The 23637-nt window shown below is 50.0% G+C and carries 24 protein-coding genes; 9 read left to right on the top strand and 15 right to left on the bottom strand.

Annotated elements, in window-relative coordinates; translation table 11 throughout:
* Positions 1 to 16 precede the first annotated feature (16 nt).
* Positions 17 to 520, top strand: coding sequence for a hypothetical protein (locus MSMTP_RS05235; protein WP_197076142.1), 504 nt, complete (start codon positions 17 to 19; stop codon positions 518 to 520).
* Between the two features lie 263 nt (positions 521 to 783).
* Here MSMTP_RS05235 and MSMTP_RS05230 read toward each other — a convergent pair whose 3' ends face one another.
* Genes MSMTP_RS05230 through fpoA form a run of 13 tightly spaced genes read right to left on the bottom strand, consistent with a single transcriptional unit; the run spans position 784 to position 10967 of the window.
* The gene (locus MSMTP_RS05230; RefSeq protein ID WP_048178125.1) at positions 784 to 1146 is read right to left on the bottom strand and encodes a F420H2 dehydrogenase subunit FpoO; all 363 of its coding nucleotides are present in this window, start codon (positions 1144 to 1146) and stop codon (positions 784 to 786) included.
* 21 nt (positions 1147 to 1167) lie between these two features.
* The gene (gene fpoN / locus MSMTP_RS05225; RefSeq protein WP_048178124.1) at positions 1168 to 2613 is read right to left on the bottom strand and encodes a F(420)H(2) dehydrogenase subunit N; all 1446 of its coding nucleotides are present in this window, start codon (positions 2611 to 2613) and stop codon (positions 1168 to 1170) included.
* A 3-nt stretch (positions 2614 to 2616) separates the two neighbouring features.
* On the bottom strand, positions 2617 to 4104 hold the full coding sequence (gene fpoM / locus MSMTP_RS05220; RefSeq protein WP_048178123.1) for a F(420)H(2) dehydrogenase subunit M: 1488 nt from the start codon (positions 4102 to 4104) through the stop codon (positions 2617 to 2619).
* The gene (gene fpoL / locus MSMTP_RS05215; protein WP_197076141.1) at positions 4104 to 6113 is read right to left on the bottom strand and encodes a F420H2 dehydrogenase subunit FpoL; all 2010 of its coding nucleotides are present in this window, start codon (positions 6111 to 6113) and stop codon (positions 4104 to 4106) included. The genes fpoM and fpoL overlap by 1 nt, the downstream gene beginning before the upstream one ends.
* A gap of 2 nt (positions 6114 to 6115) precedes the next feature.
* The gene (fpoK, locus tag MSMTP_RS05210; RefSeq protein ID WP_048178121.1) at positions 6116 to 6418 is read right to left on the bottom strand and encodes a F420H2 dehydrogenase subunit FpoK; all 303 of its coding nucleotides are present in this window, start codon (positions 6416 to 6418) and stop codon (positions 6116 to 6118) included.
* Positions 6415 to 6666 (bottom strand): F420H2 dehydrogenase subunit FpoJ, encoded by a 252-nt coding sequence (fpoJ, locus tag MSMTP_RS20155; RefSeq protein ID WP_048178120.1) that lies wholly within the window; start codon positions 6664 to 6666, stop codon positions 6415 to 6417. Before fpoJ ends, fpoK begins: the two co-directional genes overlap by 4 nt.
* On the bottom strand, positions 6656 to 6946 hold the full coding sequence (locus tag MSMTP_RS20150; RefSeq protein WP_048178119.1) for an NADH-quinone oxidoreductase subunit J: 291 nt from the start codon (positions 6944 to 6946) through the stop codon (positions 6656 to 6658). The genes fpoJ and MSMTP_RS20150 overlap by 11 nt, the downstream gene beginning before the upstream one ends.
* On the bottom strand, positions 6943 to 7353 hold the full coding sequence (gene fpoI / locus MSMTP_RS05195; RefSeq protein WP_048178118.1) for a F420H2 dehydrogenase subunit FpoI: 411 nt from the start codon (positions 7351 to 7353) through the stop codon (positions 6943 to 6945). The genes MSMTP_RS20150 and fpoI overlap by 4 nt, the downstream gene beginning before the upstream one ends.
* Before the next feature lie 4 nt (positions 7354 to 7357).
* Entirely contained in the window at positions 7358 to 8395 is a 1038-nt protein-coding gene (gene fpoH / locus MSMTP_RS05190; RefSeq protein ID WP_048178117.1) for a F420H2 dehydrogenase subunit FpoH, read from the bottom strand.
* A 5-nt stretch (positions 8396 to 8400) separates the two neighbouring features.
* A complete protein-coding gene (fpoD, locus tag MSMTP_RS05185) occupies positions 8401 to 9525 on the bottom strand; it encodes a F420H2 dehydrogenase subunit FpoD (RefSeq protein WP_048178116.1) in 1125 nt (374 codons plus the stop codon).
* A gap of 10 nt (positions 9526 to 9535) precedes the next feature.
* Positions 9536 to 10012, bottom strand: coding sequence for a F420H2 dehydrogenase subunit FpoC (fpoC, locus tag MSMTP_RS05180; protein WP_048178115.1), 477 nt, complete (start codon positions 10010 to 10012; stop codon positions 9536 to 9538).
* Between the two features lie 38 nt (positions 10013 to 10050).
* Entirely contained in the window at positions 10051 to 10605 is a 555-nt protein-coding gene (fpoB, locus tag MSMTP_RS05175; RefSeq protein WP_048178114.1) for a F(420)H(2) dehydrogenase subunit B, read from the bottom strand.
* Positions 10593 to 10967, bottom strand: coding sequence for a F420H2 dehydrogenase subunit FpoA (gene fpoA / locus MSMTP_RS05170; RefSeq protein ID WP_048178113.1), 375 nt, complete (start codon positions 10965 to 10967; stop codon positions 10593 to 10595). The genes fpoB and fpoA overlap by 13 nt, the downstream gene beginning before the upstream one ends.
* A gap of 1400 nt (positions 10968 to 12367) precedes the next feature.
* Here fpoA and MSMTP_RS05165 point away from each other — a divergent pair.
* The 8 genes from MSMTP_RS05165 to MSMTP_RS05135 all read left to right on the top strand — a co-directional run bounded on the left by MSMTP_RS05165 (position 12368) and on the right by MSMTP_RS05135 (position 20165).
* Positions 12368 to 12529, top strand: a complete 162-nt coding sequence (locus tag MSMTP_RS05165; RefSeq protein WP_048178112.1) for a 4Fe-4S binding protein — start codon at positions 12368 to 12370, stop codon at positions 12527 to 12529.
* Entirely contained in the window at positions 12526 to 13803 is a 1278-nt protein-coding gene (locus MSMTP_RS05160; RefSeq protein WP_048178111.1) for an NAD(P)/FAD-dependent oxidoreductase, read from the top strand. Before MSMTP_RS05165 ends, MSMTP_RS05160 begins: the two co-directional genes overlap by 4 nt.
* A gap of 123 nt (positions 13804 to 13926) precedes the next feature.
* Complete coding sequence (cofG, locus tag MSMTP_RS05155) at positions 13927 to 14949, top strand: 7,8-didemethyl-8-hydroxy-5-deazariboflavin synthase CofG (RefSeq protein ID WP_048178110.1); 1023 nt, start codon at positions 13927 to 13929, stop codon at positions 14947 to 14949.
* Between the two features lie 3 nt (positions 14950 to 14952).
* Positions 14953 to 16083, top strand: a complete 1131-nt coding sequence (gene cofH, locus MSMTP_RS05150) for a 5-amino-6-(D-ribitylamino)uracil--L-tyrosine 4-hydroxyphenyl transferase CofH (RefSeq protein ID WP_048178109.1) — start codon at positions 14953 to 14955, stop codon at positions 16081 to 16083.
* Between the two features lie 74 nt (positions 16084 to 16157).
* A complete protein-coding gene (cofH, locus tag MSMTP_RS05145; protein WP_048182772.1) occupies positions 16158 to 17309 on the top strand; it encodes a 5-amino-6-(D-ribitylamino)uracil--L-tyrosine 4-hydroxyphenyl transferase CofH in 1152 nt (383 codons plus the stop codon).
* 64 nt (positions 17310 to 17373) lie between these two features.
* Entirely contained in the window at positions 17374 to 18000 is a 627-nt protein-coding gene (cofC, locus tag MSMTP_RS05140; RefSeq protein WP_048178108.1) for a 2-phospho-L-lactate guanylyltransferase, read from the top strand.
* Between the two features lie 768 nt (positions 18001 to 18768).
* Positions 18769 to 18945, top strand: coding sequence for a 4Fe-4S binding protein (locus MSMTP_RS18400; RefSeq protein ID WP_082090506.1), 177 nt, complete (start codon positions 18769 to 18771; stop codon positions 18943 to 18945).
* Positions 18942 to 20165, top strand: a complete 1224-nt coding sequence (locus MSMTP_RS05135) for a digeranylgeranylglycerophospholipid reductase (protein ID WP_048178107.1) — start codon at positions 18942 to 18944, stop codon at positions 20163 to 20165. The genes MSMTP_RS18400 and MSMTP_RS05135 overlap by 4 nt, the downstream gene beginning before the upstream one ends.
* Positions 20166 to 20563: 398 nt before the next feature.
* Here the strand turns inward: MSMTP_RS05135 and MSMTP_RS05130 are convergent, their stop codons facing one another.
* Together MSMTP_RS05130 and trkA are read right to left on the bottom strand one after the other, a co-directional pair.
* The gene (locus tag MSMTP_RS05130; RefSeq protein WP_048178106.1) at positions 20564 to 21994 is read right to left on the bottom strand and encodes a TrkH family potassium uptake protein; all 1431 of its coding nucleotides are present in this window, start codon (positions 21992 to 21994) and stop codon (positions 20564 to 20566) included.
* 74 nt (positions 21995 to 22068) lie between these two features.
* Positions 22069 to 23415 carry a Trk system potassium transporter TrkA gene (gene trkA / locus MSMTP_RS05125; protein ID WP_048178105.1) on the bottom strand — a complete coding sequence of 449 codons (1347 nt, stop codon included), beginning with the start codon at positions 23413 to 23415 and terminating at the stop codon, positions 22069 to 22071.
* Positions 23416 to 23637 lie beyond the last annotated feature (222 nt).

The raw sequence follows: 23637 nt of genomic DNA, 5'->3' as shown, positions 1-23637 counted from the left end.
GAATATTGCAAGTCGGGTGGCTGAAAGAAAAATTTGTAAAATAAAAAATGATATTATTAAACATAATCAAAATCCTGAAGATTATCATACCAAACTTGAAACCCATGTTAAAACAATACGAGAAAGCATGTCATTGGATATCAAAGATGGTATTATTAGCATCACACATCTTATAATATTTACTATTGCGATTTCAATTTTTGTAATTTTGTTACAATGTACTGACTCGCAAAACCTTGAATGTTCAATTTTTAGATTTATATTAACCTTTCCATATAGTTTATTTTTATTTCTTTTTTGTTTCTATATTCTTTTTTTCATTATACCAAATATTATCAAATTATTCAGATGTTTATTTAGCACAAGAAAATATGACCTTGATGAATATCATAATTGGTACATAACGCAAGAAAAAGATATAATTATTGATTGGTGGGATGCAAAAACACCGATTTTTGGAAAAATTAAATATTTGAAATGTTCAATTTGCGGAGCAAAAAAAATTGAAAAAACCGAATAGGTTAATATACGTAAGAGCCAAAATAGTCATTAACTAACTCTAAAAAGAATTTTAAGGGTTAAAAAACCTAAAATGAGTAGTTACAAACATTGCGTTCCTGACTATATTCACTTTTGATTGGAGCCAAAAACCAACAAAAACTTGGCAAATGGTTTTAAGCAATTTGAGAGTTATGCAAAAAAGAAACCGGTGAAGGAGATAAAGAACTACCAGCACCAGCAAAAAAAGAAAAAAGCCGCTTTAAAAAGCAGCTTCAACCTCACTTAATGATGCCCGTGCCCGTGTTCCGCCTGTTCTCTTTTGAACTTGACGTAGCTTTCACCGGCTGCATCCAGGCACTTCTTGCAGAGCATGGCATTTTCAGTCATGACACCTTTTGAGAAGTTGGGGATATGCAGTTCCACGGGGTAGAGGTCGGTTTTTGTCCCGCAGAGTTTACATTTGCCGGGGGTACCTGCAAGTTCTTCTTTTTCCACTTTTACGCGGGTTTTGTCGGCGGATTCGAGACAGTTCTCGCAGAGGCCTGTCCAGACTCCTTCGGGGTAGGCGAATTTGAGGAGGGGGCGGAAAACCCGCACCGGGTTAACGGTGGGGATTCCGCGTCCGCATAGATCACAGTCTGCCATATCTTTTCCTCCTTATTTTCCTTAGACCAGTACACTTGCTGCTTCCATTGCCCACTGCACGAAGGGTTCGGGCCAGATTCCGATTACCAGTACGCCTGCCACTGCGAGCAGGAGAGCGAGGGCATACGGGAAGGGAGTTCCGATCTTCTCGCCTTCGGGGGGCAGGAAGTACATGTACTTCACGAGCCGTGCGTAGTAGAACAGGGAAAGGGCACTGTTCAGGATGGCGATTACAGCCAGCCAGGTCATGCCTGCCTGGATGGTCGAGGAGAAGAGCACGAACTTGGCCATGAAGCCCGCGGTTGGCGGGATTCCTGCAAGGGCGAAGACGAAGACCATCATTGCAAAGGCAGCGATTGGCATTCTCTTGCCAAGGCCCTTGAAGCTATCCAGGTGGTCGGGGACTTCCAGGTTGCCTTTCTTTTCGGAGGTCACCATCCAGACAACGGCCCCTGCTGCTATGAATGCGCCTGCCTTCATGAAGGCGTGGGCAAGAGCATAGAGGATACCGCCTGCAAGAGCCATCGGGGTCATGACCACGAAAGCCATTGCGATGTACCCTGCCTGGGCAAGGGAAGAGTAGGCGAGCATGCGCTTGACACTGGTCTGAGACACTGCGACCACGTTTCCGAAGGTCATGGTGACAACAGCCAGGATCGTAAAGGCTAGCTGCCAGTCAGGCTGGAGGGCTGCCAGGGCTACGATGAAAACCCTGAAAGCTGCCACGAAGCCCATCTTCTTGGACCCTGCCGCAAGGAGGGCAGACACAACCGAGGGGGAACCCTGGTAGGTATCCGGAGCCCACATGTGGAAGGGGACAAGAGCCATCTTGAAACCGAACCCTGCAATCAGCAGGACCACTGCCACAAGCCCGATCGGGTTGTCCACGAGAAGGCCGCAGTTTGCAGCGATCAGGGGGATGCTGGTCGTGCCGGTTGCTCCGTAGACGTAGGTAAGCCCGAAGAGCATCAGGGCAGCCGAGACCGAGCCAATCACGAAGTACTTCATGGAGGCTTCAAGGGACCTCGGGTTCTGCTTCTCATAGCCTGCAAGGGCGTAGGTTGCGAGACTTGCAAGTTCGAAGGCGCAGAAGAGCACGATCAGGTCATTGGCTGAAGCCACGAACATCATGCCAAAGGTTGCAAAGAGCACCAGGGCATAGAACTCTTCGGTGTGGTCGCTGTCCTCATTATACTTTATGGCAGCTACCGAGACCAGCAGGGCGACTGCCAGGAAGACCAGCTTGAAGAACTGGGAAAGGGCATCGATACTGACCGTTCCCGAGAACATCACCGCTTCGGTCCCGAAGCTTGCGACCGTCAGGCCGAGAGCAGCCAGGACCCCGAAGGTTGCCAGGTAGCCGAGCATGTTCTTTGCCTGGGGGGACATGAAAATCCCCGTGACCAGGACAAAGAGGCCGGTAACCGCGATTGCGATTTCAGGTGCAAGTAACATAAGGTCTACCATTTTTCACACCCCCGCTCCAGCCGCCAGGCTGACTATTGCTTCCGAATTAGTAATCATCATATCAAGCACCGGATTCGGGTGCAGACCGAAGTAGAGCACCAGGAGGGCAATTATTGCCATGGAAAAGACCTGGAGGGAGTTAATGTCTTTCACGTCCCCGAGCTTCTCATTATACACACCGAACATTGCCCTCTGCATTGCCCAGAGGTGGTAGCCAGCGGTAATCACGATTGCCAGGAGAGCTATCACCACAAAGCCAGGCAGGTTCGCGAAAGTGAAGGTCAGCACCAGGAACTCGGCAATGAAGCCGGTCAGCCCGGGAAGACCAAGCGAAGCCATGAAAGCAAGCATCATGATGACTGTCAGCTTTGGCATCTTCTGGGCAAGCCCGCCAAGGTCGTTTATAATCCTCGTCCCTGCACTGCTGTGGATGGCGCCTGCCGACATAAACAGGATTGCCATAATCAGCCCGTGAGAGAACTGCTGGAACATTGCGCCTGAGACTGAAAGGGCAACCAGGCCTGCAGCACCGAGGGTCACGTACCCCATGTGGCTCACACTGGAGTAGGCGATCATACGCTTGAGGTCCTTTTGCCTGAGCGCCAGGAGAGCTCCGTAAAGGATACTGACCGACCCGAGCAAGCCCATCAGAACAATGAACAGGTCAGGGCTGCCTGCGTTAGGGAGCATGGGGAGTATGATCCTGAAGAGCCCGTACCCTCCGATCTTGAGCAGGACGAAGAGCACGCTGCCTGCGGTGGGGGCTTCGGAATAGGCATCCGGAAGCCAGGAGTGGAAGGGGAAGGATGGGATTTTTGCCAGGAACCCGAAGAGAAGCGCCAGGAAAATGGCGTCTTTCAGCATTCCGGACTCAAAGAACTGGTACTGAGAGATCAGTTCCCTGATGTCAAAGGTGGGCACCCCGGTCTGCTGCCAGGAGGCATAGAAGATCCCGAAGATCCCGAGGAGCATCACCAGGGAAGCGACATGCGTGTAAATGAAAAACTTGTAGGACGCATGGGCTCGCTTTTCTCCTCCCCAGATGTTCACCATGAAGAAGAGGGGGATCAGGGTGAGTTCCCAGAAGATGTAGAACATGAAGAAGTCAAGGGACACGAAGACCCCTATAACTGCTGCCTGCATGGCAAGGATCAGGCCGTAGAACCTGTTAGGGGCTTCTCTGTCCTCGCTCCAGGAATAAACAACAAGCAGCGGAATTACTATCGCGTTCAGGAGGATCAGGGGCATGGAAATGCCGTCAATCCCCACGGTGTAACTGATCCCTAGGGAAGGAATCCACTCCATCGACTCAAAGAACTGCATGGCAGCCGTGCTGCTGTCAAAGTTCATGTAGGCGTAGAGGGTGATTCCAAGCGTTACAAGCGAACCGAGCAGGCCCATTCCTGCAGCCTGTTCTTTCGTTTTTGTGAAAAAGGTCACTGCTGCAAAAATCAGCGGCACCAGAATCAGCAACGATGCTACCGGCAGCATTAGAGCACCTCCATTATCAACTTAACAAGTATTATCAACAGGCCCACACCCGCGATCACGACGGTTGCATAGGTCTGCACGACCCCTGTCTGCACCCGCCTGAGTGCATCGGCTGCTGCGACTGTGACGATTCCGATTGCTTCCACAATGCTGTCAATAATCACGTCAACTACCTGTCCCAGGAAGGCAACAATGCCGTAGACCACACCGATTGAGAAGAATTCAGTGAAGATCTCGTGCTGGTAGTAGCGCTTGTAGAGCAACTTGTAGACAGGGTTCTTCATAGAAGCCACAGCTCCGAGGTCCACTGCCCTGAGGTAGTAGAGCACGAAGGAAATCCCGAGGCCTGCAAGGGCAATAATTACCGGCATCCAGAGGATAAGGAGCGGCTCGTGCCCTGCGGCATGGACAATTTCGTTTCCTCCAAGCCCTGCAAGGCTTCCGATGTCCACATTTACAAAACTGTTTGTAAAGGTTTCCTCAAGGAACTCCATGAAACCTGTCCTGGTAAGTCCACCGAAGATAAGGGCAAGGACTGCCAGGATGCTGAGCGGAATGGTCATCACGGACGGAGACTCGTGCCCCCCGCAGTTGCTCCTTGGCTTTCCTGCAAAGGTCATGAAGATCAGCCTGAAGATGTAGACTGCGGTCAGGAGCGCTGCAACGATTGAGAAAATGTAGGGAATCCAGTTGCCGCTGTGTTCTCCAAGCAGGTAAGCGTTCTCGATTATCGGGTCCTTGGAGAAGAAACCGCTTGTCCCGATTGAAGTCCCCGGAATCCCGAAACCTGCAAGGGAAAGGGCTGCAGCGGTCATTGTAGCCGCGGTTATCGGCATGACTTTCGCAACGCCTCCGAGTTCTCTCATGTCGTGGGTGCCCACTGCGTGGATCACACTTCCGGCACAGAGGAAGAGAAGCGCCTTGAAGAATGCGTGGTTGATCAGGTGGAAGAGGGACACGCCCACTGCTTCAAGCCCGACGGCTGCTCCCAGACCCAGGGCCAGCATCATGTACCCGAGCTGGCTGATGGTTGAAAAGGCAAGCACACGCTTGAGGTCGTTCATCACAATGCCCATGGTGGCTGCAAAGAGAGCTGTAAAGCCTCCGAAGTAGGCAACTACCATCAAAGAGTCGGGAGCTGCAATGAACATCGGGAAGGTCCTTGCGACCAGGTAGACCCCCGCAGTAACCATTGTTGCTGCATGGATGAGGGCTGAAACGGTTGTCGGGCCTTCCATTGCGTCAGGCAGCCACACATGGAGCGGGAACTGCCCGGATTTTCCTACTGCGCCTCCGAAGAAGAGCAGAGTAATAATAGTAAGGTGGCTCACTTCAAAGCCGAGGAAGTTTGCCTGCATAGCCGAGAGTTCCGGGATATAGCTGAAGATCTCGTCAAAGCGGAGCAGGTATACGCCTTCCGTGAACCCGCCTGCAAGCTTCATAAGGTCGGCGGTGAGCACGATAATTCCCGTAAGGAACATCACATCTCCGATCCTGGTTGTCAGGAAGGCTTTCTTGGCTGCGGATGCTGCCGAGGGTTTTGCAAACCAGAACCCGATCAGGAGATAGGAACAAAGCCCCACAAGTTCCCAGGAAACGAAAAGCTGCAGGATGTTGTCCGAAAGGACCAGGGACAGCATTGCCGCGGTGAAAAGGGCGGTTTCTGCAAAGTACCTGGGTTTTGCGGGGTCATGGGACATGTAGCCCACTGCATAGATGTGGATAAGCAGGCTCACAAAGGAGACCATGCAGAGCATGACTGCAGCCAGGGGGTCAATTAATACTCCCAGGTTTAGCACTGCGAACCACGAAACGGACTGGCTGACAACCTCTTCCGGGTTTGCCAGCAGGCCGAGAGTAATCATGAAAGAGATTACAAAGGAGGCGGCAATGGCTGCTATCGGGATGATTGCTCCTCCCGAGGGCAACTTCTTCCCGAAGAAGAAGGTGATTACAAACGCAAGTGCCGGAAGCACGGGGATTAAAAATGCAAGTTCTTCCAGTGCCATTTTTACCACCTCAGAAGGTTAAGTTCGTCAAGGTTGATCCTGTCATGCATCCTGTAGATTGCCATGAAGATCGCAAACCCGATCGCTGCCTCTGCGGCTGCGAGAGCAATGGAAAACAGGGCAAAGACCTGTCCGTTCAGGGTATCCGTGTAGCTTGAGAAAGCTACCAGGTTCAGGTTTGCGGAGTTGAGCATGAGTTCGATGCACATGATCAGCCTGATACCGCTTTTATGCGTCATTACGCCATAGAGCCCGATAGAGAAAAGCAGGGCTGCAAGGCCAAGGTAAAAGTTTAAGGGAATCATTTGCTGCCCTCTCCTTTTGCCATATAGATTGCCCCTATCAGGGAGGCTAACAGGACGATTGACATGATCTCGAAGGGAATTACATATTGGGTAAAGATCAGCATCCCCAGGCCTTCAACGTTACTCGGATCAGCCGGGTTTTCAGGCAGTTCGGACACGGTGTTCCAGGAAGTCCCGAAAGTTCCCAGGACCACAACGGCCAGGAAGAGCAGGACCACTAAAAGGGCTGCGGGCCGGTTAATCTGCATTGGAAGCACCTCCGAGTTCACGCTTGGTAAGCATCACGGCAAAGAGGATCAACACCCCGATAGCTCCGATATAGACCAGCACCTGGACAACTCCGAGGAACTGGGCGTTCAAGAGGAGATAGAGCGCTGCCACACCGAACATGCACATGATAAGGGCAAGCCCGGCTCTCACAACATCCTTTGTGATAACCACAAAGATTGCGAAGAAGACCGTGATTACAGAAAAAAGCCCGAAGGCGGCCATTTCAACAAAGGCTCCGATCGTTTCAAGTCCGATCATCTCTCATCACCTTCCGCAATGTCGACTTCCCTGGCAAGTTTGGCAGGGGTCATGAGCATGTCTTTGTGAGTCCACTTGACAACGCCCTTACAATATTCCTTCCCGCTGGAAAGGGCACCTTTCGGGCACTGGTCAATGCAAAGCCCACAGAAGAGGCAGTGACCGATATCAATTTCCGGGAACCAGCGCTGTTTTCCACTGCCCGGTGCAATAGGAGCTTTTACGATCCTTATTGCGTTGTTCGGACAGGTGTTGGCACAGATCCCACAGCCAATGCATTTGCTTTTATCGAGGATCTGGAGCCCCCTGAACCTGTCAGAAAGCGGGCTTTCCACTTCGGGGCACAGCCTGGTTACGCGTTTTTTAGGGATGTTTTTTAGCGCATATTTGATATTTTTAAGAACCATGCTTTCACACTCCCAGATAGAGCCCAAGGCCCACTGCCCAAACAAGGTTCAGAAGGGATAGGGGCAGCAGTCTTTTCCAGCTAAGGTCTACCACCTGGTCGATCCTGTATCTCGGAACAGCCCATCTCATCATGACGATAGTACACAGGACAAGGGCAGTTTTAAGAAGCAGGAAACCTGTGGGGGCAATCAGGCCCAGCACCGGGTTGCTTGCAACAAAAGCCGGCACGTTCCAGCCGCCAAGGAAAAGAAGCGCCACAAGGAAAGAACCCAGGATCATGTGGATATACTCGGCAAAGAACCCGAGCCCGAAACGCATTCCGCTGTATTCGGTAACCCATCCTGCGACCAGTTCTTCTTCAGACTCGTTCTGGTCGAAAGGAAGCCTTCCCATATCAGCCATAAGGGCAATAAAGAAAACAACAAATCCGACCGGCTGCAGGAAAATGTTCCAGACAAGCCCCTGGCCCTGAGCGATTTCCACAATGTTCAGGGACCCGGTCATAACAGCAACACTGATAACCGTAATTCCGAGGGGGACTTCATACCCTACCATCCGGGCAAAGTTCCTGAAGGCTCCCAAGAGGGAATATTTGTTGTTCGAACCGTAGGACATCATGAAGATCCCGAAGATCGAAATAGAGGACATTGCCTCGATGTAAAGGATACTGATATCCATCTCGGTGACTGCCAGCGGGTATTCGACGCCGCCTATGAAGACCGCTCCCACGGGGATTGCAACAAGCATCAGGAAAACCGAGCTCATCAGGAAAATAGGGGCATTGTCGAAAAGAAGGCGGTCAGCGTTCTTCGGCCTCAGGTCTTCTTTAGTAAAGAGCTTGATAGCGTCTGCCACGAGCTGCAGGAGCCCGAACTTGCCGACTCTCATAGGGCCGTACCTGAACTGGATGTCGGCTGAGAGTTTACGCTCAATCCAGACCGCACCCATTGCGCCCAGGAAAATGGCACCAACAAGAGCAAGGCCCACAACCCCGCGGATCCAGGGAATAAAAGGCACTATTAATTCAGGAATTTCGATCATTAAAATCACCTGTCCGCTTCACTGGTACATCCGTCCATACTGCCTGAAATCGCTGCCACATCCGCAACCGTCGTACCTATGATAAGCGGGGGCAGGGCCTGCAGAGTCGGGAAATAAGGTCCTCTGACCTTTACCCTGTGCGGTTTGTCCGAGCCGTCAGAGATCATGTACATCCCCATTTCTCCCCTGGGGTCTTCCACTCTGTGGAATACCTCTCCTGGGGGCACTCTCATAACAGGAGTCCTCCTGCCGTAGGGAGAGTTTACGGGGAAAATCGGCCCGTCAGGGATCCGGTCAAGGCACTGTTCGAGGATGTAGATGCTTTCCCGCATCTCGTTAAGCCTTACCCGCACCCTTGCAGCGCAGTCCCCTGCGGTCTCGGTGCAGACCTTGAAGTCCAGGTCCTTATAGACAAGGTAGGGCTCGTTCTTCCGGATATCGAAAGGAACACCCGTTGCCCGGAGCGCAGGCCCGGAAACACCCAGGTTCTTTGCAACATCTGCGGTAAGGATGCCCACACCCTCGGCACGTTCCCTGTAGATAGAGTCCGACGCAAACATTTCCTCGTAATCGTCAATGACCTTCTTGAGGTTGTTCAGGACAGGAAGAGCTGTTTCCTTGAAGCCTTCGGGCAGGTCGTCGCGCACCCCTCCGAACTTCAGGTAGGTGTGGGTGACCCGGGCTCCGGTAACCATGTCGATAAGAGTCAGGATATCTTCCCTTTCCTTAATCGTGTACATGAACATGGAAACAAAGCCGATGAATTCCCCGTACTCGCCCATGCCGAGCAGGTGGCTCTGCAGCCTGGAAAGTTCCTCTATAATGACCCTGATATACTGGGCCCTTTCGGGAACCTCGATTCCTGCAAGTTTTTCCACACAGCCTACAAAACATTCCTCGTTGGTCAGGGCTACCAGGTAGCAGATCCTGTCCACGATAGGGATTCCCTGGAGGTAGGTCTTGTTTTCCAGGATTTTTTCAATACCTTTGTGAATGTAACCCAGTTCCACATCAGCATCCACCACGGTTTCCCCTTTCAGCCTCAGGTTCAGTCTGAAAGGTCCGGGCTGCATAGGATGCTGGGGGCCCAGGTGTACGATCATCTCATTAGGTCCAACCATTTCTTCCATTTTTAACCCCTCACACAAGGTTTCTGGCTGTCTTGTTCGGGAAACCCTCGTAGTCTTTCCTGAGAGGCCACTCGCCCAGCATCTCTTCAGGAAGCACCAGGGGCCTTAAGTCAGGGTGGTTTTTGAACATGACCCCGTAGAGTTCGTAGGTTTCTCGCTCGTACCAGTTTGCGTTCCAGTAGACCGGCACGACTGACTCGATTTCCGGGTTTTCCCGGGGAAGTTTTGCCTTCAGCATAAGGACCACAGGGTGCTCATATGAAGCGATGTGGTAGACAACTTCGATTTCCCCACGCTTCGGATAGTCAACTCCGCAGACGCTGCCGAGGTGGTCAAACTGAAGGGAATCCTTAAGGTACTGGCAGGTTTCCTTTGCCTTTTCCGCAGCCACGTATGCCCTTACGCGAATTTCGGATTCGACCTCGGATTCGGAAATTGCCTCCGGAAATTCACTGGTCAGTGATTCGATAATTGTTCTGGCATCCATTATTTTCCCTCGAATAATTCAAAACCGTTAGAAAAACCTCAATATTCCGTTCCCAGGTCTTTCTTGGCTTTGATTTTTTCCTGGAGCTCCACGAACCCCTGGATCAGGGCTTCAGGCCGCGGAGGGCAGCCGGGAATAAACACATCAATGGGAAACATCTCATCGATGTTCTGTACCGTGCTGTAGGATTCGTAGAACGGGCCGCCGCTGATAGAGCAGTCCCCCATGCAGAGAACCCACTTTGGAGCCGGCATCTGTTCCCAGAGCCTCTTCAAAGCCGGCAGATATTTCTTTGTCACGTAGCCACTGATGATCATGACATCCGCATGCCTCGGAGAGTTCCTTGGAATGATCCCGAAGCGGTCCGTATCATAGTGGGCACAGCCCGTAGCAATCATCTCCACCCCGCAACAGCCCATGGGCTGGGTCATGAACCAGAGCGAGTTTTTCCTTCCCCAATTTATAAAGTCCTGAGCTTTGGACTTCTTGAGGAAGTTATGGATCGCACTGGTGGTGGTAGTGATTACCCCCGGGATTTCGTCATCCGGAGTGTTTTTTATATCACTCGTTTTTTTCACCTTCACTTCACCCATGTAAGGGCCTCCTTCTTCCAGAGATAGAGGTATCCGAAGAGCAGCACGAAGATAAAGACAAACATCTCGATTACTGCGACTGAAGTGATCCCGTGCCCTTTGTAGACCGTGGCCCAGGGATAGAGGAAAAGCACCTCAATATCAAAGAGAACAAAAGCAATCGCATAGAGATAATACTCAACATTGAACTGGATCCTGGCAGTCCCGGTAGGGACGGAACCTGATTCGTATGTTGTGTATTTGTTTGCTGCCTTGCTCCTCGGACTCAGTTGCTTTACAATAAACATCGTCATGGGCGGCATAATCAACCCAACGGCGAGAAAGATTGCAACCGGTATGTAGCTATCGATTATTCCAGACATTGTATCACCTTTTAAAGTGCGGCAATCTGAAACTGCAGCATTTTATGACCTGGATTCTATAGGGTTTTCGATATTCCTGAGAAAAATCTGCATCTTCAGGAGAGAGGGTTTCCAGAACCCGAATTCAACCAAATGCAGATCCCATCGCAGAGCCTATCATTAATACACCTGTACTTCGGACCGGGTTTTTTGAAAAAACCTGACTCAGTACGAAACAGGCATCTGATTTTTGGGCTGTGAAAAGATATTTTTCAAAGCCCGACCATTGAAATAAATTACCGGAAGTTAAGGAAATTCCTCCTCCGGCAAAGTGGTCAAATTGTCATGAGATTATTATTATTAATAATTAAGATTCCAAATAACCACTATTTATTTCTGCAATGAATCAGGGGATATTTATAGGTATGTGCTAGATAATTAATATTATATAAATATTAAGTTTAAATATTTGAAAGACTGTATGAAAAAATAATTATACAGAAAATTGACATCGGTAAAGCAATATCTATCCCCCTAAATTATATATACAGCATAAATATGATATTTACAAACAAATTTCACCCCGTATTACCCAAATAAATTAACCCTTCAGACAAGATTTTTCAAAGAGACGATCGAGAAATATATATAGCTAATAATTATTTTAGTAGGCATAAAAACCCCCCAATACATTACAAATAATAATGACAAATCTGGACTCTGAAACATTCCGGAACCGAAAATAATAAAGAACCTTCCATAAGACTTACGCAGTTGAAAAAAAAACCAGTAGCATGGAGCACCAAACGGTCTAAAGCAGGATTTTCCTGGCAAGCTCTAATGTGCTTGGTTTTACATATCAAGTGCGCAACTCCAATTCCATTTACCATGCTACCCCGACACCCCTCACAGGACGGAGGATGGATTTCACCAGCACTTCAATTGGCTCAGCCCTTAGCCACCTAAAGGCACGGCAGATATAATATAGGCAGCAAATCATAAAGCTTCAACCGAAACTCCTGCAAGGAACCCACAGGAACCAAACAGGAGTACCTATAAGATATTATAATCAAATTGATATAAATAAATGATATATCATCAACCGCATAAATATGGCAGATGGCAAGTTTTTCAAAGAGCGAGTCAGCTTAACTGTCCCCGGGCAATCCGGACAAACGGACATTTAAAACGTGGTCAGAAACTTAAAATATGCCCCGCCCTTTAAGCCTCCCCCCGAGATTCAAACTTGATACTGGTATTCAAACTTCCCCGGCATTCAAGCTTAATCCCGACATTTAAGCCTCCTCACGGAATTCAAACTTTTCCGGGATTCAAGGCTTATCCGAACAAAAAAGAGACCAAACGTCATACCAATACTTTATAATAACTCCTTTCATGATAGGAAAGCTGGTGGAAATCGTATGAAAATTAACGATAACTGTGTAGGGTGCGGACAATGCACATCCTTTTGCAGGCAGGGCGCAATAGTGGTCAGAGGAAAAGCCCGGATAACCGATGCCTGTGTGGAATGCGGGACATGTGCCCCCTACTGCCCCGTAAAAGCCATAGAGGTGTCGGTATGAGAGTAGTAATCATCGGTGCCGGGCTGGGTGGGCTCCTGAGTGCCGCCAGGCTTTCGAAGGCAGGAAATGCCGTTGAAGTATTCGAACGGCTCCCGATTACAGGAGGCAGGTTCACGAATCTTGAGTATAAGGGCTTCCAGCTTTCCAGCGGAGCTTTTCACATGCTCCCCCACGGCCCGGGTGGCCCCCTTGCCAAACTTCTCAAAGAGATAGGAGCTGACGTCCAGATCGTACGCTCCGAAAAGACTACGATCCGCCTACCCCTGAAGAAAGGGGATGCCGACTACAGGCAAGGGTTCAGGGACATTCCTTTCAACGAGTTCCAGAAACCGCTCTCCCACAGAGACCGCCTGAAAAGCGCTTATCTGATCGTTAGCACAAGAAAGGACCCTCCCGAAGGGAGCACTCTTAAGGAATGGATAAGATCCCAGGTCAAAGATGAATGGCTGGTGAAGCTTGCGGATTCCTTCTGCGGCTGGTCCCTGAGTATGAGAAGCGATGAGGTCTCCGTGGAAGAAGTCTTCGAGATCATTGAAAACCTTTACCGCTTTGGGGGCCCGGGCGTGCCCATGGGCGGCTGCAAAGGTATAACCGGCGCTCTTGAAAAGGTGATCACGGCAAACGGCGGGACAATCAACACGAAAACCGAAGTCTCGAAGATCCTGGTGGAAAACGGAAAAGCGGTAGGAGTTGTAGTGGACGGTACGGAACATAGAGCCGACCTCGTAATAAGCAACATAGGCCATGCCGCAACTGCCGGGCTCTGCAGTGAAATCCTCTCCGAAGAAAAAAATGCCGAATATCTCAGGACCCTTAAAACCCTGCAGCCCTCAGCCGGCATAAAAATCTGCCTTTCCGCAGAAGAACCCCTGATAGGGCACTCCGGAGTGCTGCTGACCCCTTATGCAAGGCGCGTAAACGGGATCAATGAGGTCACCCAGGTGGACCCGTCACTTTCCCCTCCCGGAAAGCACCTGACCATGTCCCACCAGCATGTGGCTCCGGAAAATGTAGGGAAACTTGAAGAAGAAATCGAAATGGGCCTCCGGGACTTAAAAGAGATCTTCCCGGGCAAAAAATACGAAGTCCTGCTCATCCAGTCCTATCATGATTCCTGGCCCGTAAACAGGGCGTCCTCGGGAACTGACCCCGGCAACAATACCCCAATCCCGGACCTCTACGTCGTAGGAGACGGAGCCAAAGGAGAAGGAGGAATCGAAGTCGAGGGAATAGCCCTTGGAGTTGCCAGGACCATGGAGAAAATTCTTGGCTGAGTCCCATCCTTAAAAATTTCACACTTAATAATCACATAAGAAAACCCGGACCCGAAGATTCCAGAGTATAACAATAGATCAAAAATAGATCCAGAATAGACCCTAGCTGGCAGGTGTTTTACCATTCAACAGGAAAACCCCCCTTTCGTAACTTATTCGAAAAACGTATTCATTCCCGTAACCAACGTCTGCAGGAACCACTGCGCATACTGCGGGTTCAGGCGCGACCCCGGACATCCCGAAGCCAGGCTCATGAAACCCGAAGAGGTAATCCCCATCCTTGAAAACGGGGTGAAAGCAGGGTGTACGGAAGCTCTTTTCACCTTCGGGGAATATGCCGAAGAACTGCCCGAATACCGCGAATGGCTCGACACCCTGGGATATTCTTCCACCCTGGACTACCTCATCCAGCTCTCCAAAACCGCTATCGAAATCGGAATCCTGCCTCACACGAATGCAGGCGTCATGACCCGCTCGGAACTCGAAGCCTTAAAACCCCTGAACGCCAGTATGGGGCTCATGCTCGAGACCACCGCGGTTCTGGAAGCCCACCGGGACTGTCCCGGCAAGGACCCGGAGAGAAGAATCGAAACTATCCGGGAAGCCGGAAAGCTCCGTATCCCCTATACCACTGGTTTGCTTGTGGGGATAGGCGAAAGCCGGGAAGATAGGATAGAATCCCTGGAGACGATTGCAGCCCTGCACAGGAAGTACGGGCATATCCAGGAAGTTATCATCCAGAACTTCGCCCCAAAACCCGGGACCCCCATGGAAAAGCATCCCGAGCCAACGGCAGAAGAGATGATAGACACCGTGACCCTTGCCAGGCAGCTTTTGCCCGCAGACGTTGCCGTGCAGGTGGCTCCGAACCTTATCGACCCGAAAGTCCTGATCGCAAAAGGAGTTTCGGACCTGGGAGGAATTTCCCCTCTTACCATTGACTGGATCAACCCGGAAGCCGAATGGCCGGACGTTAGAGCCCTGCAGGAAAAACTCGGGAGTATCCCCCTCAGGGAACGCCTGCCAATCTACCCGCAGTACGTCAGGAAGGGCTGGTACTCACCCGGGATAAGTGGACTGATTGAGCGGCTTTCCGACAGGAAAGGTTACAGGAAACCCCCCGAAAACGAGTATTCCGAGGAATAAAAAATGGACAGCAGAATCCCAGATGACCTCATCGAACGTGCATATCAGGGAAAGAACACGAAAGAAGACGCAAGCCTGCTCCTGCAGACTCCGCCTTTCGAACTGTTCAGGTTTGCGGACGAGCTCCGCGCCTTTGCCGTGGGAGACGAGGTCACATATGTTGTGAACAGGAACATCAATTTCACCAGCCGCTGCGTTGGAACCTGCGGGTTCTGCGCATTCAGGGACAATAAGGGCTACATCCTGAGCCTTGAAAAAATCCTTGCCAGGGTAAAGGAAGCAGCCAGTGCAAAAGCCACTGAAGTCTGCATCCAGGGAGGGCTTTTGCCTGATGTGGGCCTGGACTTTTATCAGGGAATAGTCGAGGCCATAAAAGCCGAATGGCCGGAAATGCACGTCCATGCCTTTTCCCCCATGGAAGTCTACCATGCCGCCCACATCAGCGGAATCACTGTAAAAGAAGCCCTTTCCAGGCTCAAGAAAAGCGGACTTGACACCATGCCCGGGACGGCTGCTGAAATCCTTTCCGACCGCGTACGGGAAATCATCTGTCCTGCGAAACTCAAGACAGGAGAATGGGTTGAAGTGGTCAGGCAGGCCCATGCCACAGGGATTCCCACAACCGCAACCATGATGTACGGGCATGTTGAGACCCCGGAAGAGAGGATAGAACATATCCTAACGATCCGGGAAATCCAGAGGGAAACCGGCGGCATTACCGAATTCGTGCCCCTGCCGTTCATGCCCTACAACAACCCTATAGGGGAAAAAATGATCCGGGAAGGCAGGTACGCCACCCCCGGAACGGAAGACCTGAAAATTTACGCAATCTCCAGAATCCTTCTCCATACCCATGTCGAGAACATCCAGACAAGCTGGGTGAAGCTCGGGAAAAAACTTGCCCAGTTTGCCCTCCACTGCGGAGCCAACGACCTGGGAGGTACCCTGATGGAAGAGAGCATTTCAAAGTCAGCAGGGGCGAATAACGGAGAACTCATTTCGGCTGAAGAACTGGAATGGATGATCCACGGGGCCGGCAGGGTCCCTAAAGAGAGGAATACCCTTTACAGGGGAGTGAATAAGCTGGCAGCCTCCGGTCGCAAAAAAGCGGCTGGGTATGGAACGCTCCAGTGAAACCGGGGAAAGGAAAGAAGCCCGGACCTACAAGAAAAACCAGATTAGACAAAACACGGACAGGAATGATCGGGATGGACAGTAAAAAACCGACAATCCCCGAAGACGTCATTGAAAGGGCGTACCGGGGAAAATGTACAAAAGAAGATGCCTTTACCCTGCTTGAGGGAAATCCTTTCGAGCTTTTCACGCTTGCCGATGAATTACGCGCCCTTGCCGTGGGCGACGTGGTCACCTATGTAGCAAACAGGAACATTTACATCACAAACAAATGCTTAGGAACCTGTGGGTTTTGCGCTTACAGGACCCGGGACGGGTACATCCTGAGTGTCGAGGAAATCCTGGAAAAGGTCGCATGGGCCGAAAGGGCAGGAGCCGTGGAAGTCTGCGTGCAGGGAGGGTATACTCCAGAAGCGGACATGGAGTTCTATCTTGAGATCATAGAGTCCATAAAAGCCGAGTTTCCTGAGATGTGCATCCACGCCCTGTCCCCGATGGAAGTGAACTATGCGGCAGGGATTTCCGGCATGTCCGTGGAAGAAGCCCTTCACAAACTGAAAAAGAGCGGACTTGACTCCCTGACCGGGACCTCGGCTGAAATCCTTTCCGACCGGGTAAGAAAAATTATCTGTCCGAGCAAGATTAACACCCAGCAGTGGATAGACACCATAACTGCGGCCCACAAAACCGGGATTTCCACCAACGCAACCATCATGTACGGGCATGTTGAAACCCTGGAAGAGCGCCTTGACCACGTTTTTACGATCCGGGAGATCCAGCGGGAAACCGGCGGCTTTACCGAACTTATCCCGATGTCTTTTTTGCCTTACAATAACCGGATCGGGGAAAAAATGCTTGCGTCCGGGAAGTTCTCCAGCACCGGGCTTGAAGACCTGCAGCTCCTTGCGATTTCCAGGGTTATCCTGCACACCCATGTCAACAACATCCAGGCTACCTGGGTAAAACTCGGAAAAAAACTGGCACATGTAGCCCTCCACTGCGGGGCCAACGACCTTGGAGGGACCCTTATGGAAGACCAGATCTCCACAGCCTCCGGCGGCAGCAACGGGGAATATGTATCTCCTGAAGAGTTTGAGTGGATGATAAAAGGTGCAGGAAGAATCCCGATGCAGCGGGATACCCTTTACAGGCAGGTCGAACCCCGCCAGGGCAGCCAGGGAACAGTCCCGAGCTGCAAGAGAGCAGGAATAGGTAGCAAGGAATAAGAAAGCCGAAAAAACAGATAAAAATTCCCGGCACCACAAAAACGAAGAAGCAGCAGGAGTAAAGATGAGAGCCGTAATTCCCTATAAGAAAGCCGGTGCAAAATCCCGATTGTCCCCTGTCCTCAGCCTGGGGGAAAGGGAAGAGTTTGTCGGAATCATGCTGGACCAGGTCATAGCCTCCCTCGAAGAAGCCGGAATCGAAAAAATAGATATTCTCAGCACTTCGGGCTACGGGCTCGAAGGTATGGAAAAAGCCAGAGTGCTTATTGATGAAAATGGGCTGAACGAAGCCCTTAACCTTTATCTGGAACAGGCAGGAGAACCGGTTCTGATCGCAATGGCAGACCTTCCTCTGCTGACCCCCAAACATATAAAAGAGATAATCTCCACCGAAAAGGATGTCTGCATCATCCCGGGGAAGGGGGGAGGAACAAATGCCCTCTTTATCAGGAACCCTTCCCTCTACCAGGTGAAATACTACGGCTCAAGTTTCCTGACCCACTGTTCGATAGCTACCAAAGCCTGCCAGAGCCTGGAAATCTACGATTCCTTCCTCGCAGGCACGGATATAGACGAACCGGAAGACCTGGTAGAACTACTTATCCACGGAAATGGACCCTCAAAAGCCTACATAGACGGTAAGTTCAGGCTTGAAGTCAGCAAGGGAAGGGTCAAGCTCATTCCGCTTTGAACGCGGAGAAAATGCCGGTAGACCTTTAAGACCCGAAGGGCTAAGCCGGAAGGGCATCTTTAAGAGAAAACTCCGGAAGCATCGTAATGGTCAAATAATTTTAAAGTAAAAGGTATGTGGGGTACGAGGGAGAATCGGGCAGTCGGAAAACAGGACAGGCCCAAAAACAGTTCACCTGGCAGGACAGATGAGAATTAGTTCCTAAGACCGGGTAGAAAAAAATATCTCAGAGTGGGGAGAAACCTGAAAAAACAAGAAGGAAGTCCGGCACAGTAAATAGCTGAAGCGAAAAATAGGACTTCAAGTCGGGATTATCTTAAGTAACAAAAACTATATGTTAGAGAATTATTATTATCTGCTTTAAATTGTCTTATTTCCACAGCTAACTTAGTATATAACTTAACACATTCAATAAGTTGATGCGTTCAATAAGTTGGCATGTTCCGAGTTGATACGTTAAATAAGTTGATAACTTCAATAAGTTGATACGTTCCGAGTTGATACATTCAATAAGTTGATACATTCAATAAGTTGATACATTCAATAAGTTGGTACATTCAATAAGTTGATACGTTCCGAGTTGATGCGTTCAATAAGTTGGCATGTTCCGAGTTGATACGTTAAATAAGTTGATAACTTCAATAAGTTGATACGTTAAATAAGTTGATACGTTAAATAAGTTGACGTGATCCATAATTTGACATATTCATAAGTTGCCATTTACCAATTAATTACCTTAGTTTGCCGTCAAATATAACAGGTGAGTTAGTGAGCATAAAAGTAAACAGATACAAATGCGGATATTGTGGTACCTGTGTGGGAGTCTGCCCCAGAGGGGCACTCGAACTTGTAGAAACCTGGTTGGAAGTAGATGAAAGTATGTGCATTTCATGCGGGATGTGTGACCGTATTTGCCCTGTGGGGGCAATTGAGGTAATGAAATGAAAGACCGGTACGATGTCATAGTGGTCGGAGCTGGCCCTGCGGGCTCCATTGCCGCGAAAACTGCGGCAGAGAAAGGACTTGACGTACTTTTGATTGAAAAGCGCCAGGAAATCGGAGACCCTGTACGCTGCGCCGAGGGTGCGAGCAAGATATACCTCAAGAATCACGTGGAGATTGACAAAAAGTGGATCTGTGCCGACCTGAAAGGCTCCAGAATTTACGCACCGGACGGCACATTGATAGAAATGGCAGAAGAAATCTCCGGGGGGGAAGTCGGCTATGTTCTCGAAAGGAAGATTTTTGACAGGGCCCTTGCGGAAAAAGCAGCAGAAGCGGGGGCAGAGGTAAGAGTCAAGACAAGAGCCACGGACCTTATCATTGAAGACGGCTTTGTGAAAGGGGCCAGGCTCATGCACCTCGGGGAAAAGTATGAGGTAAGGGCAGACATCGTCATCGGAGCCGACGGGGTTGAGTCCAAGGTAGGAAGGTGGGCCGGGATCGACACCGCCCTGAAACCCGCTGACATTGAAACCTGCGCCCAGTACCTGATGGCAGGGCTGGACATTGACCAGGAATACTGTGAGTTTTATATAGGGGGAGAACTCGCTCCGGGGGGTTATGCCTGGATCTTCCCGAAAGGAAAAGGAAAAGCCAACGTAGGGATCGGCCTTCTCGGAAGTAAGACAGGAAAGTTCAAACCAAGACCCATCGATTATCTCAATGAATTTGTGGAGAAACGCTTCCCTGGAGGCAGGATTATCGAAATGGTTTTAGGAGGGGTCCCGGTCTCAGGAAGCATTGAAAAAACCTCAACAAACGGACTCCTACTTGTAGGAGATGCCGCCCGCCAGTCCGACCCTATCACGGGCGGCGGAATCATCAATGCCATGGACGCCGGGAAAATCGCAGGAGAAGCAGCTTACAAAGCCATCTCCGCAGGAGACGTCTCAGAGGAAATGCTTGAAGAAGCCTATGAAAAGCGATGGAGAGCTACCGTGGGCCACGAGATCAACATGAGCCTAATCGTCAAGAACTGCTTCATCAATCTGGACGACGAAGCCCTGAACTCCCTTGCCCATTCCCTCAAGGACGTGAAGTTCGAGAGAATGCTCCTTCTGGACCTGCTCTACGCCCTCTTCAAAGCCAACAAGAAACTGCTCTGGGACCTCAGGGTACTTTTCAAAGATGCGGCAAAAGAAGTGGCGAAAAATAAACTCTGATTCCCCGGAAACAGGGTTTATTCCTTTTTTACTATTTTCGGTATTTTGTTCTTTTTTACTATTTTTCAGAACTTTACCATTTTTACTATTTCCCGGCATTTATTTCCATTTTACTATTTTTCGGCATCTTTTCCATTTTACAATTTTTCGGAACTTAACCGCTTTTTTCACTATTAATGTGGATGCTATTTTTGGCAGGACTCCGGGATCTCTTCAGTGCTTTTTCATTCAAGGTGGAATTTCAAGGGCTTTCCGCGCAGGCAGCACATAGAATAAGGAAGTTAGACTCCACTCGGGCTGTTTCGGAATAATCCCCCAATCGGTTAATGAGGGAACCCCGGGGTTTTGCTTTAGGGTATGAAAAAAGACATTTAAGGGAAATCCGCCTGTTCCCTGCTTCACTTGTTCCAGAACTCCGGCGTAAAGAGCAGGATGACGGTGTAAACTTCAAGCCTTCCGATCCACATGTTTGCGATAAGGACCAGCTTCCCGACAGCGGGGATGGAGTCAAAGGTGCCCATGGGGCCCACTATACTCAAGCCGGGGCCGATGTTTCCCAGAGTTGCGATGGAAGCCGTTACCGAGGTCATTATGTCCATGCCTAGCACCGAAAGGATGAGGGCTCCCGAAAAGAAGACCAGGAGATAGATCACAACAAACGAGACGATGGAGTTTACAACTTCTTCAGGCACGGTTTTGTTGTTGAACTTGATGCCCCGGACAGCCCGAGGGTGCATTGTCTTGAAGAGTTCCGCACGCCCGTGCCTGAGCAGCATTAGGATGCGCACGACCTTGATGCCTCCACCTGTAGAACCTGCACAACCGCCTACGAACATGACCATAAGGAGGATCATTTTCCCGGATTCGGGCCAGAGATTGAAGTCCGTTGTGGCAAACCCTGTGGTGGTCATGATGGATACCACCTGGAAGATGGCAAACCTGAAGGAATCAACAAGGCCTGTCCCAAGGTCCCGCCAGAGCAAGAGGGTCAAAAGCCCGGTTGCCCCAAGGGTGAGAGCAGTATAAAAACGGAACTCGTCGTCTTTGAAAAGGAAGTTCTTGTCCACGTAAATAGCCCTGTAGTGGAGGGCAAAGTTAGCGCCTGCAACGAACATAAAAAAGGTGATTATGAACTCCACGAGGGGGCTGTTGAAAGCCTCGATACTTGTCCCGTAGGGAGAAAAGCCTCCGCAGGCCATGGTGGTGAAAGTATGGGTTACAGAGTCATAGAGGGACATTCCGGCCAGGAGGAGGGCAACGACCTCCAGGACCGAAATTACCATATAGACCATCCAGAGGATCTTTGCTGTTTCCCGGATCCGGGGCTTGAGCTTATCCTCGGTGGGGCCCGGAGCCTCAGCACGGAAAAGCTGCCTTCCGGCAACCCCGAGTTTGGGCAGAATAGCAATAAACAAAACGATGATGCCCATGCCGCCAAGCCACTGCATCATGGACCTCCAGAAGAGGATGCTCCTGGAATGGCTTTCAATATCCACGAGGATGGTAGAACCTGTAGTCGTAAACGCCGACATGGACTCGAAAAGGGCGTTTAAGGGAGAAATCCCATCCAGGACGAAGGGGATCGCCCCGAATATAGCAGCTGCAAGCCAGCCCAGGCCAACGATCGCAAAACCTTCCTTTCGCAGCCATTCCCCCTCTGTTTTGTAAGTAAGCAGGAAAAGCCCGGTAACGGCCGTTATCAAAATTGCAATCAGGAAAGGGACCAGAGATTCATCATAATAATATGCAACAGCCAGCGGGATGATCATAAGTATCCCCAGGAGCCGGAGCAAACCGCCAAGAACATAAAAAACAATCTTAAAATTCATGCGGATCCTCTGTTTTTACAGCATCCCATGCTTCTATAACTATGCATATCCATCCCTTCCCTGAAAAATTTTTCTTACCTGAAAAATTTCTCCACAAGCTGAACCGTGGAAGATAGAGCAAAGATAATCACCCTATCACCTTCCCTGACCACAAAATCCCCTCTAGGGACAACGATATCATCATTATGGACCACCATGGTGATGATCGCGCCCTTGGGGAACTTAACCTTGTTGAGGGCTTTTCCTACAATCTTTGAGTCCCTTGAAGTGGTATACTCAATAATTTCCGCTTTTTCCCCTTCAAGGGTAGCAAGGGTCTCGATACCCCTACCCATAGTAAGTTTCAGGACTTCATTTACGGTTGCCTCTCTGGGGCTCACCGCCATGTCGATGCCCACCATCTCAAAAAGGGGCACATAGTCCGAGCGGTCAGACCTGGCAATCACTTTCTTCGCCCCGAGCTGTTTTGCAAGGAGGGAGCAGAGAAGGTTTTTCTCATCGCTGTCCGTAACCGCAACGACAACGTCCATGTCCTCGATATTTTCTTCCCTGAGGAGACCGACATCCGTACCGTCCCCGTTCAGGACCAGGGCCTTTTCCAGCATCTCCGCAACTTCGATGCAGCGACTTTTCCGGTTCTCAATGATCTTGAGGTCCGAATTCTCATCTCTATCAAGTATTTTGCATAGATAGAAGCCAACAATCCCACAGCCAATAACAAGAATTCTATTCCTGTGAGTGACCTCACCTCCAAAAACACTGCCGAGGGATTCCATGGCCTGTGGCTTGCCTATGATCACCATATGGTCGTTTGCCTTGATGATATCGTTCCCGTGAGGGATAATAATCTCATTGTCCCGAAAGACTGCGCTAACGATGCAGCAGTCTGCAAGCCTGAGATCCTGCATCTGCTTGCCAACAAGCCTGTTTTCAGGTCTTATGGCGAACTCCATCATCTGGACTTTTCCCTCCGCGAACATTTCAGCATCGATAGCTGAAGGACTTGCCAGTACCTCTGCAACCTCGGAAGCAAGGGCAAGTTCGGGACAGATCATAAGATCAACCCCTACCTGGGCCCTGGAGGTCACTGGCATATCAATGTAATCGGGGTTGCTAACCCTGGCGATGGTCTTTGATTCCCTCCACCCGGGCCTGGCCCTGATAATCAGTTTGGCTGTCATGCAGGCTACAATGTTTACTTCATCGACCCCCGTAACAGCAACCAGAATGTCTGCGTCCGGAAGCACATTAGCAAGAACGTCGGCATTCGCACCGTTTCCTTCCACAACCTGCACGTCAAGTCCATCTGCCCTTTTCAGGGCATCTTCGTCTTTTTCGATTACGATTACGTCGTTTGTGAGGGAAAGAGCCTTTGCAATATGATAACCAACTTCACCTGCGCCGATTATTACCGCTTTCATACGATTTTCCTTCGAAAAAAGGACTGTTTTCTGATAAATAAATCTACTTATTTAAGTAACCTTTGGAAATTCGGGGAAAATGACCCGGAATTTCACATAAATTACTTCCATGCAACCTTTCTGTAAGCCACGTATACTAGAAAATATATAAATATATATAAAGATTTTTAAAAATATCTAATTAAAAAAATTAGACATGATGTATCCGGAGGAAGGTATGCG

Origin of the sequence: Methanosarcina sp. MTP4 (genome assembly GCF_000970045.1) — an archaeon.
In the GTDB taxonomy this organism is placed as follows: domain Archaea; phylum Halobacteriota; class Methanosarcinia; order Methanosarcinales; family Methanosarcinaceae; genus MTP4.
The sequence above is the reverse complement of the archived record's forward strand: the minus strand, read 5'-3'. Positions and strand labels throughout refer to the sequence as shown.

What these genes read in the sequence shown, in the direction of transcription:
- fpoJ (WP_048178120.1), bottom strand. Translation starts at nt 6,666, where the DNA reads ATGCAGATTAACCGGCCCGCAGCCCTTTTAGTGGTCCTGCTCTTCCTG.
- cofC (WP_048178108.1), top strand. Translation starts at nt 17,374, where the DNA reads ATGAGAGCCGTAATTCCCTATAAGAAAGCCGGTGCAAAATCCCGATTG.
- fpoD (WP_048178116.1), bottom strand. Translation starts at nt 9,525, where the DNA reads ATGGAAGAAATGGTTGGACCTAATGAGATGATCGTACACCTGGGCCCC.
- MSMTP_RS05230 (WP_048178125.1), bottom strand. Translation starts at nt 1,146, where the DNA reads ATGGCAGACTGTGATCTATGCGGACGCGGAATCCCCACCGTTAACCCG.
- fpoM (WP_048178123.1), bottom strand. Translation starts at nt 4,104, where the DNA reads ATGCTGCCGGTAGCATCGTTGCTGATTCTGGTGCCGCTGATTTTTGCA.
- cofH (WP_048182772.1), top strand. Translation starts at nt 16,158, where the DNA reads ATGGACAGTAAAAAACCGACAATCCCCGAAGACGTCATTGAAAGGGCG.
- fpoN (WP_048178124.1), bottom strand. Translation starts at nt 2,613, where the DNA reads ATGGTAGACCTTATGTTACTTGCACCTGAAATCGCAATCGCGGTTACC.
- fpoI (WP_048178118.1), bottom strand. Translation starts at nt 7,353, where the DNA reads ATGGTTCTTAAAAATATCAAATATGCGCTAAAAAACATCCCTAAAAAA.
- fpoL (WP_197076141.1), bottom strand. Translation starts at nt 6,113, where the DNA reads ATGGCACTGGAAGAACTTGCATTTTTAATCCCCGTGCTTCCGGCACTT.
- MSMTP_RS05135 (WP_048178107.1), top strand. Translation starts at nt 18,942, where the DNA reads ATGAAAGACCGGTACGATGTCATAGTGGTCGGAGCTGGCCCTGCGGGC.
- fpoH (WP_048178117.1), bottom strand. Translation starts at nt 8,395, where the DNA reads ATGATCGAAATTCCTGAATTAATAGTGCCTTTTATTCCCTGGATCCGC.
- cofH (WP_048178109.1), top strand. Translation starts at nt 14,953, where the DNA reads ATGGACAGCAGAATCCCAGATGACCTCATCGAACGTGCATATCAGGGA.
- fpoB (WP_048178114.1), bottom strand. Translation starts at nt 10,605, where the DNA reads ATGGGTGAAGTGAAGGTGAAAAAAACGAGTGATATAAAAAACACTCCG.
- fpoK (WP_048178121.1), bottom strand. Translation starts at nt 6,418, where the DNA reads ATGATTCCCTTAAACTTTTACCTTGGCCTTGCAGCCCTGCTTTTCTCT.
- MSMTP_RS05130 (WP_048178106.1), bottom strand. Translation starts at nt 21,994, where the DNA reads ATGAATTTTAAGATTGTTTTTTATGTTCTTGGCGGTTTGCTCCGGCTC.
- trkA (WP_048178105.1), bottom strand. Translation starts at nt 23,415, where the DNA reads ATGAAAGCGGTAATAATCGGCGCAGGTGAAGTTGGTTATCATATTGCA.
- MSMTP_RS20150 (WP_048178119.1), bottom strand. Translation starts at nt 6,946, where the DNA reads ATGATCGGACTTGAAACGATCGGAGCCTTTGTTGAAATGGCCGCCTTC.
- MSMTP_RS05160 (WP_048178111.1), top strand. Translation starts at nt 12,526, where the DNA reads ATGAGAGTAGTAATCATCGGTGCCGGGCTGGGTGGGCTCCTGAGTGCC.
- fpoC (WP_048178115.1), bottom strand. Translation starts at nt 10,012, where the DNA reads ATGGATGCCAGAACAATTATCGAATCACTGACCAGTGAATTTCCGGAG.
- MSMTP_RS05165 (WP_048178112.1), top strand. Translation starts at nt 12,368, where the DNA reads ATGAAAATTAACGATAACTGTGTAGGGTGCGGACAATGCACATCCTTT.
- fpoA (WP_048178113.1), bottom strand. Translation starts at nt 10,967, where the DNA reads ATGTCTGGAATAATCGATAGCTACATACCGGTTGCAATCTTTCTCGCC.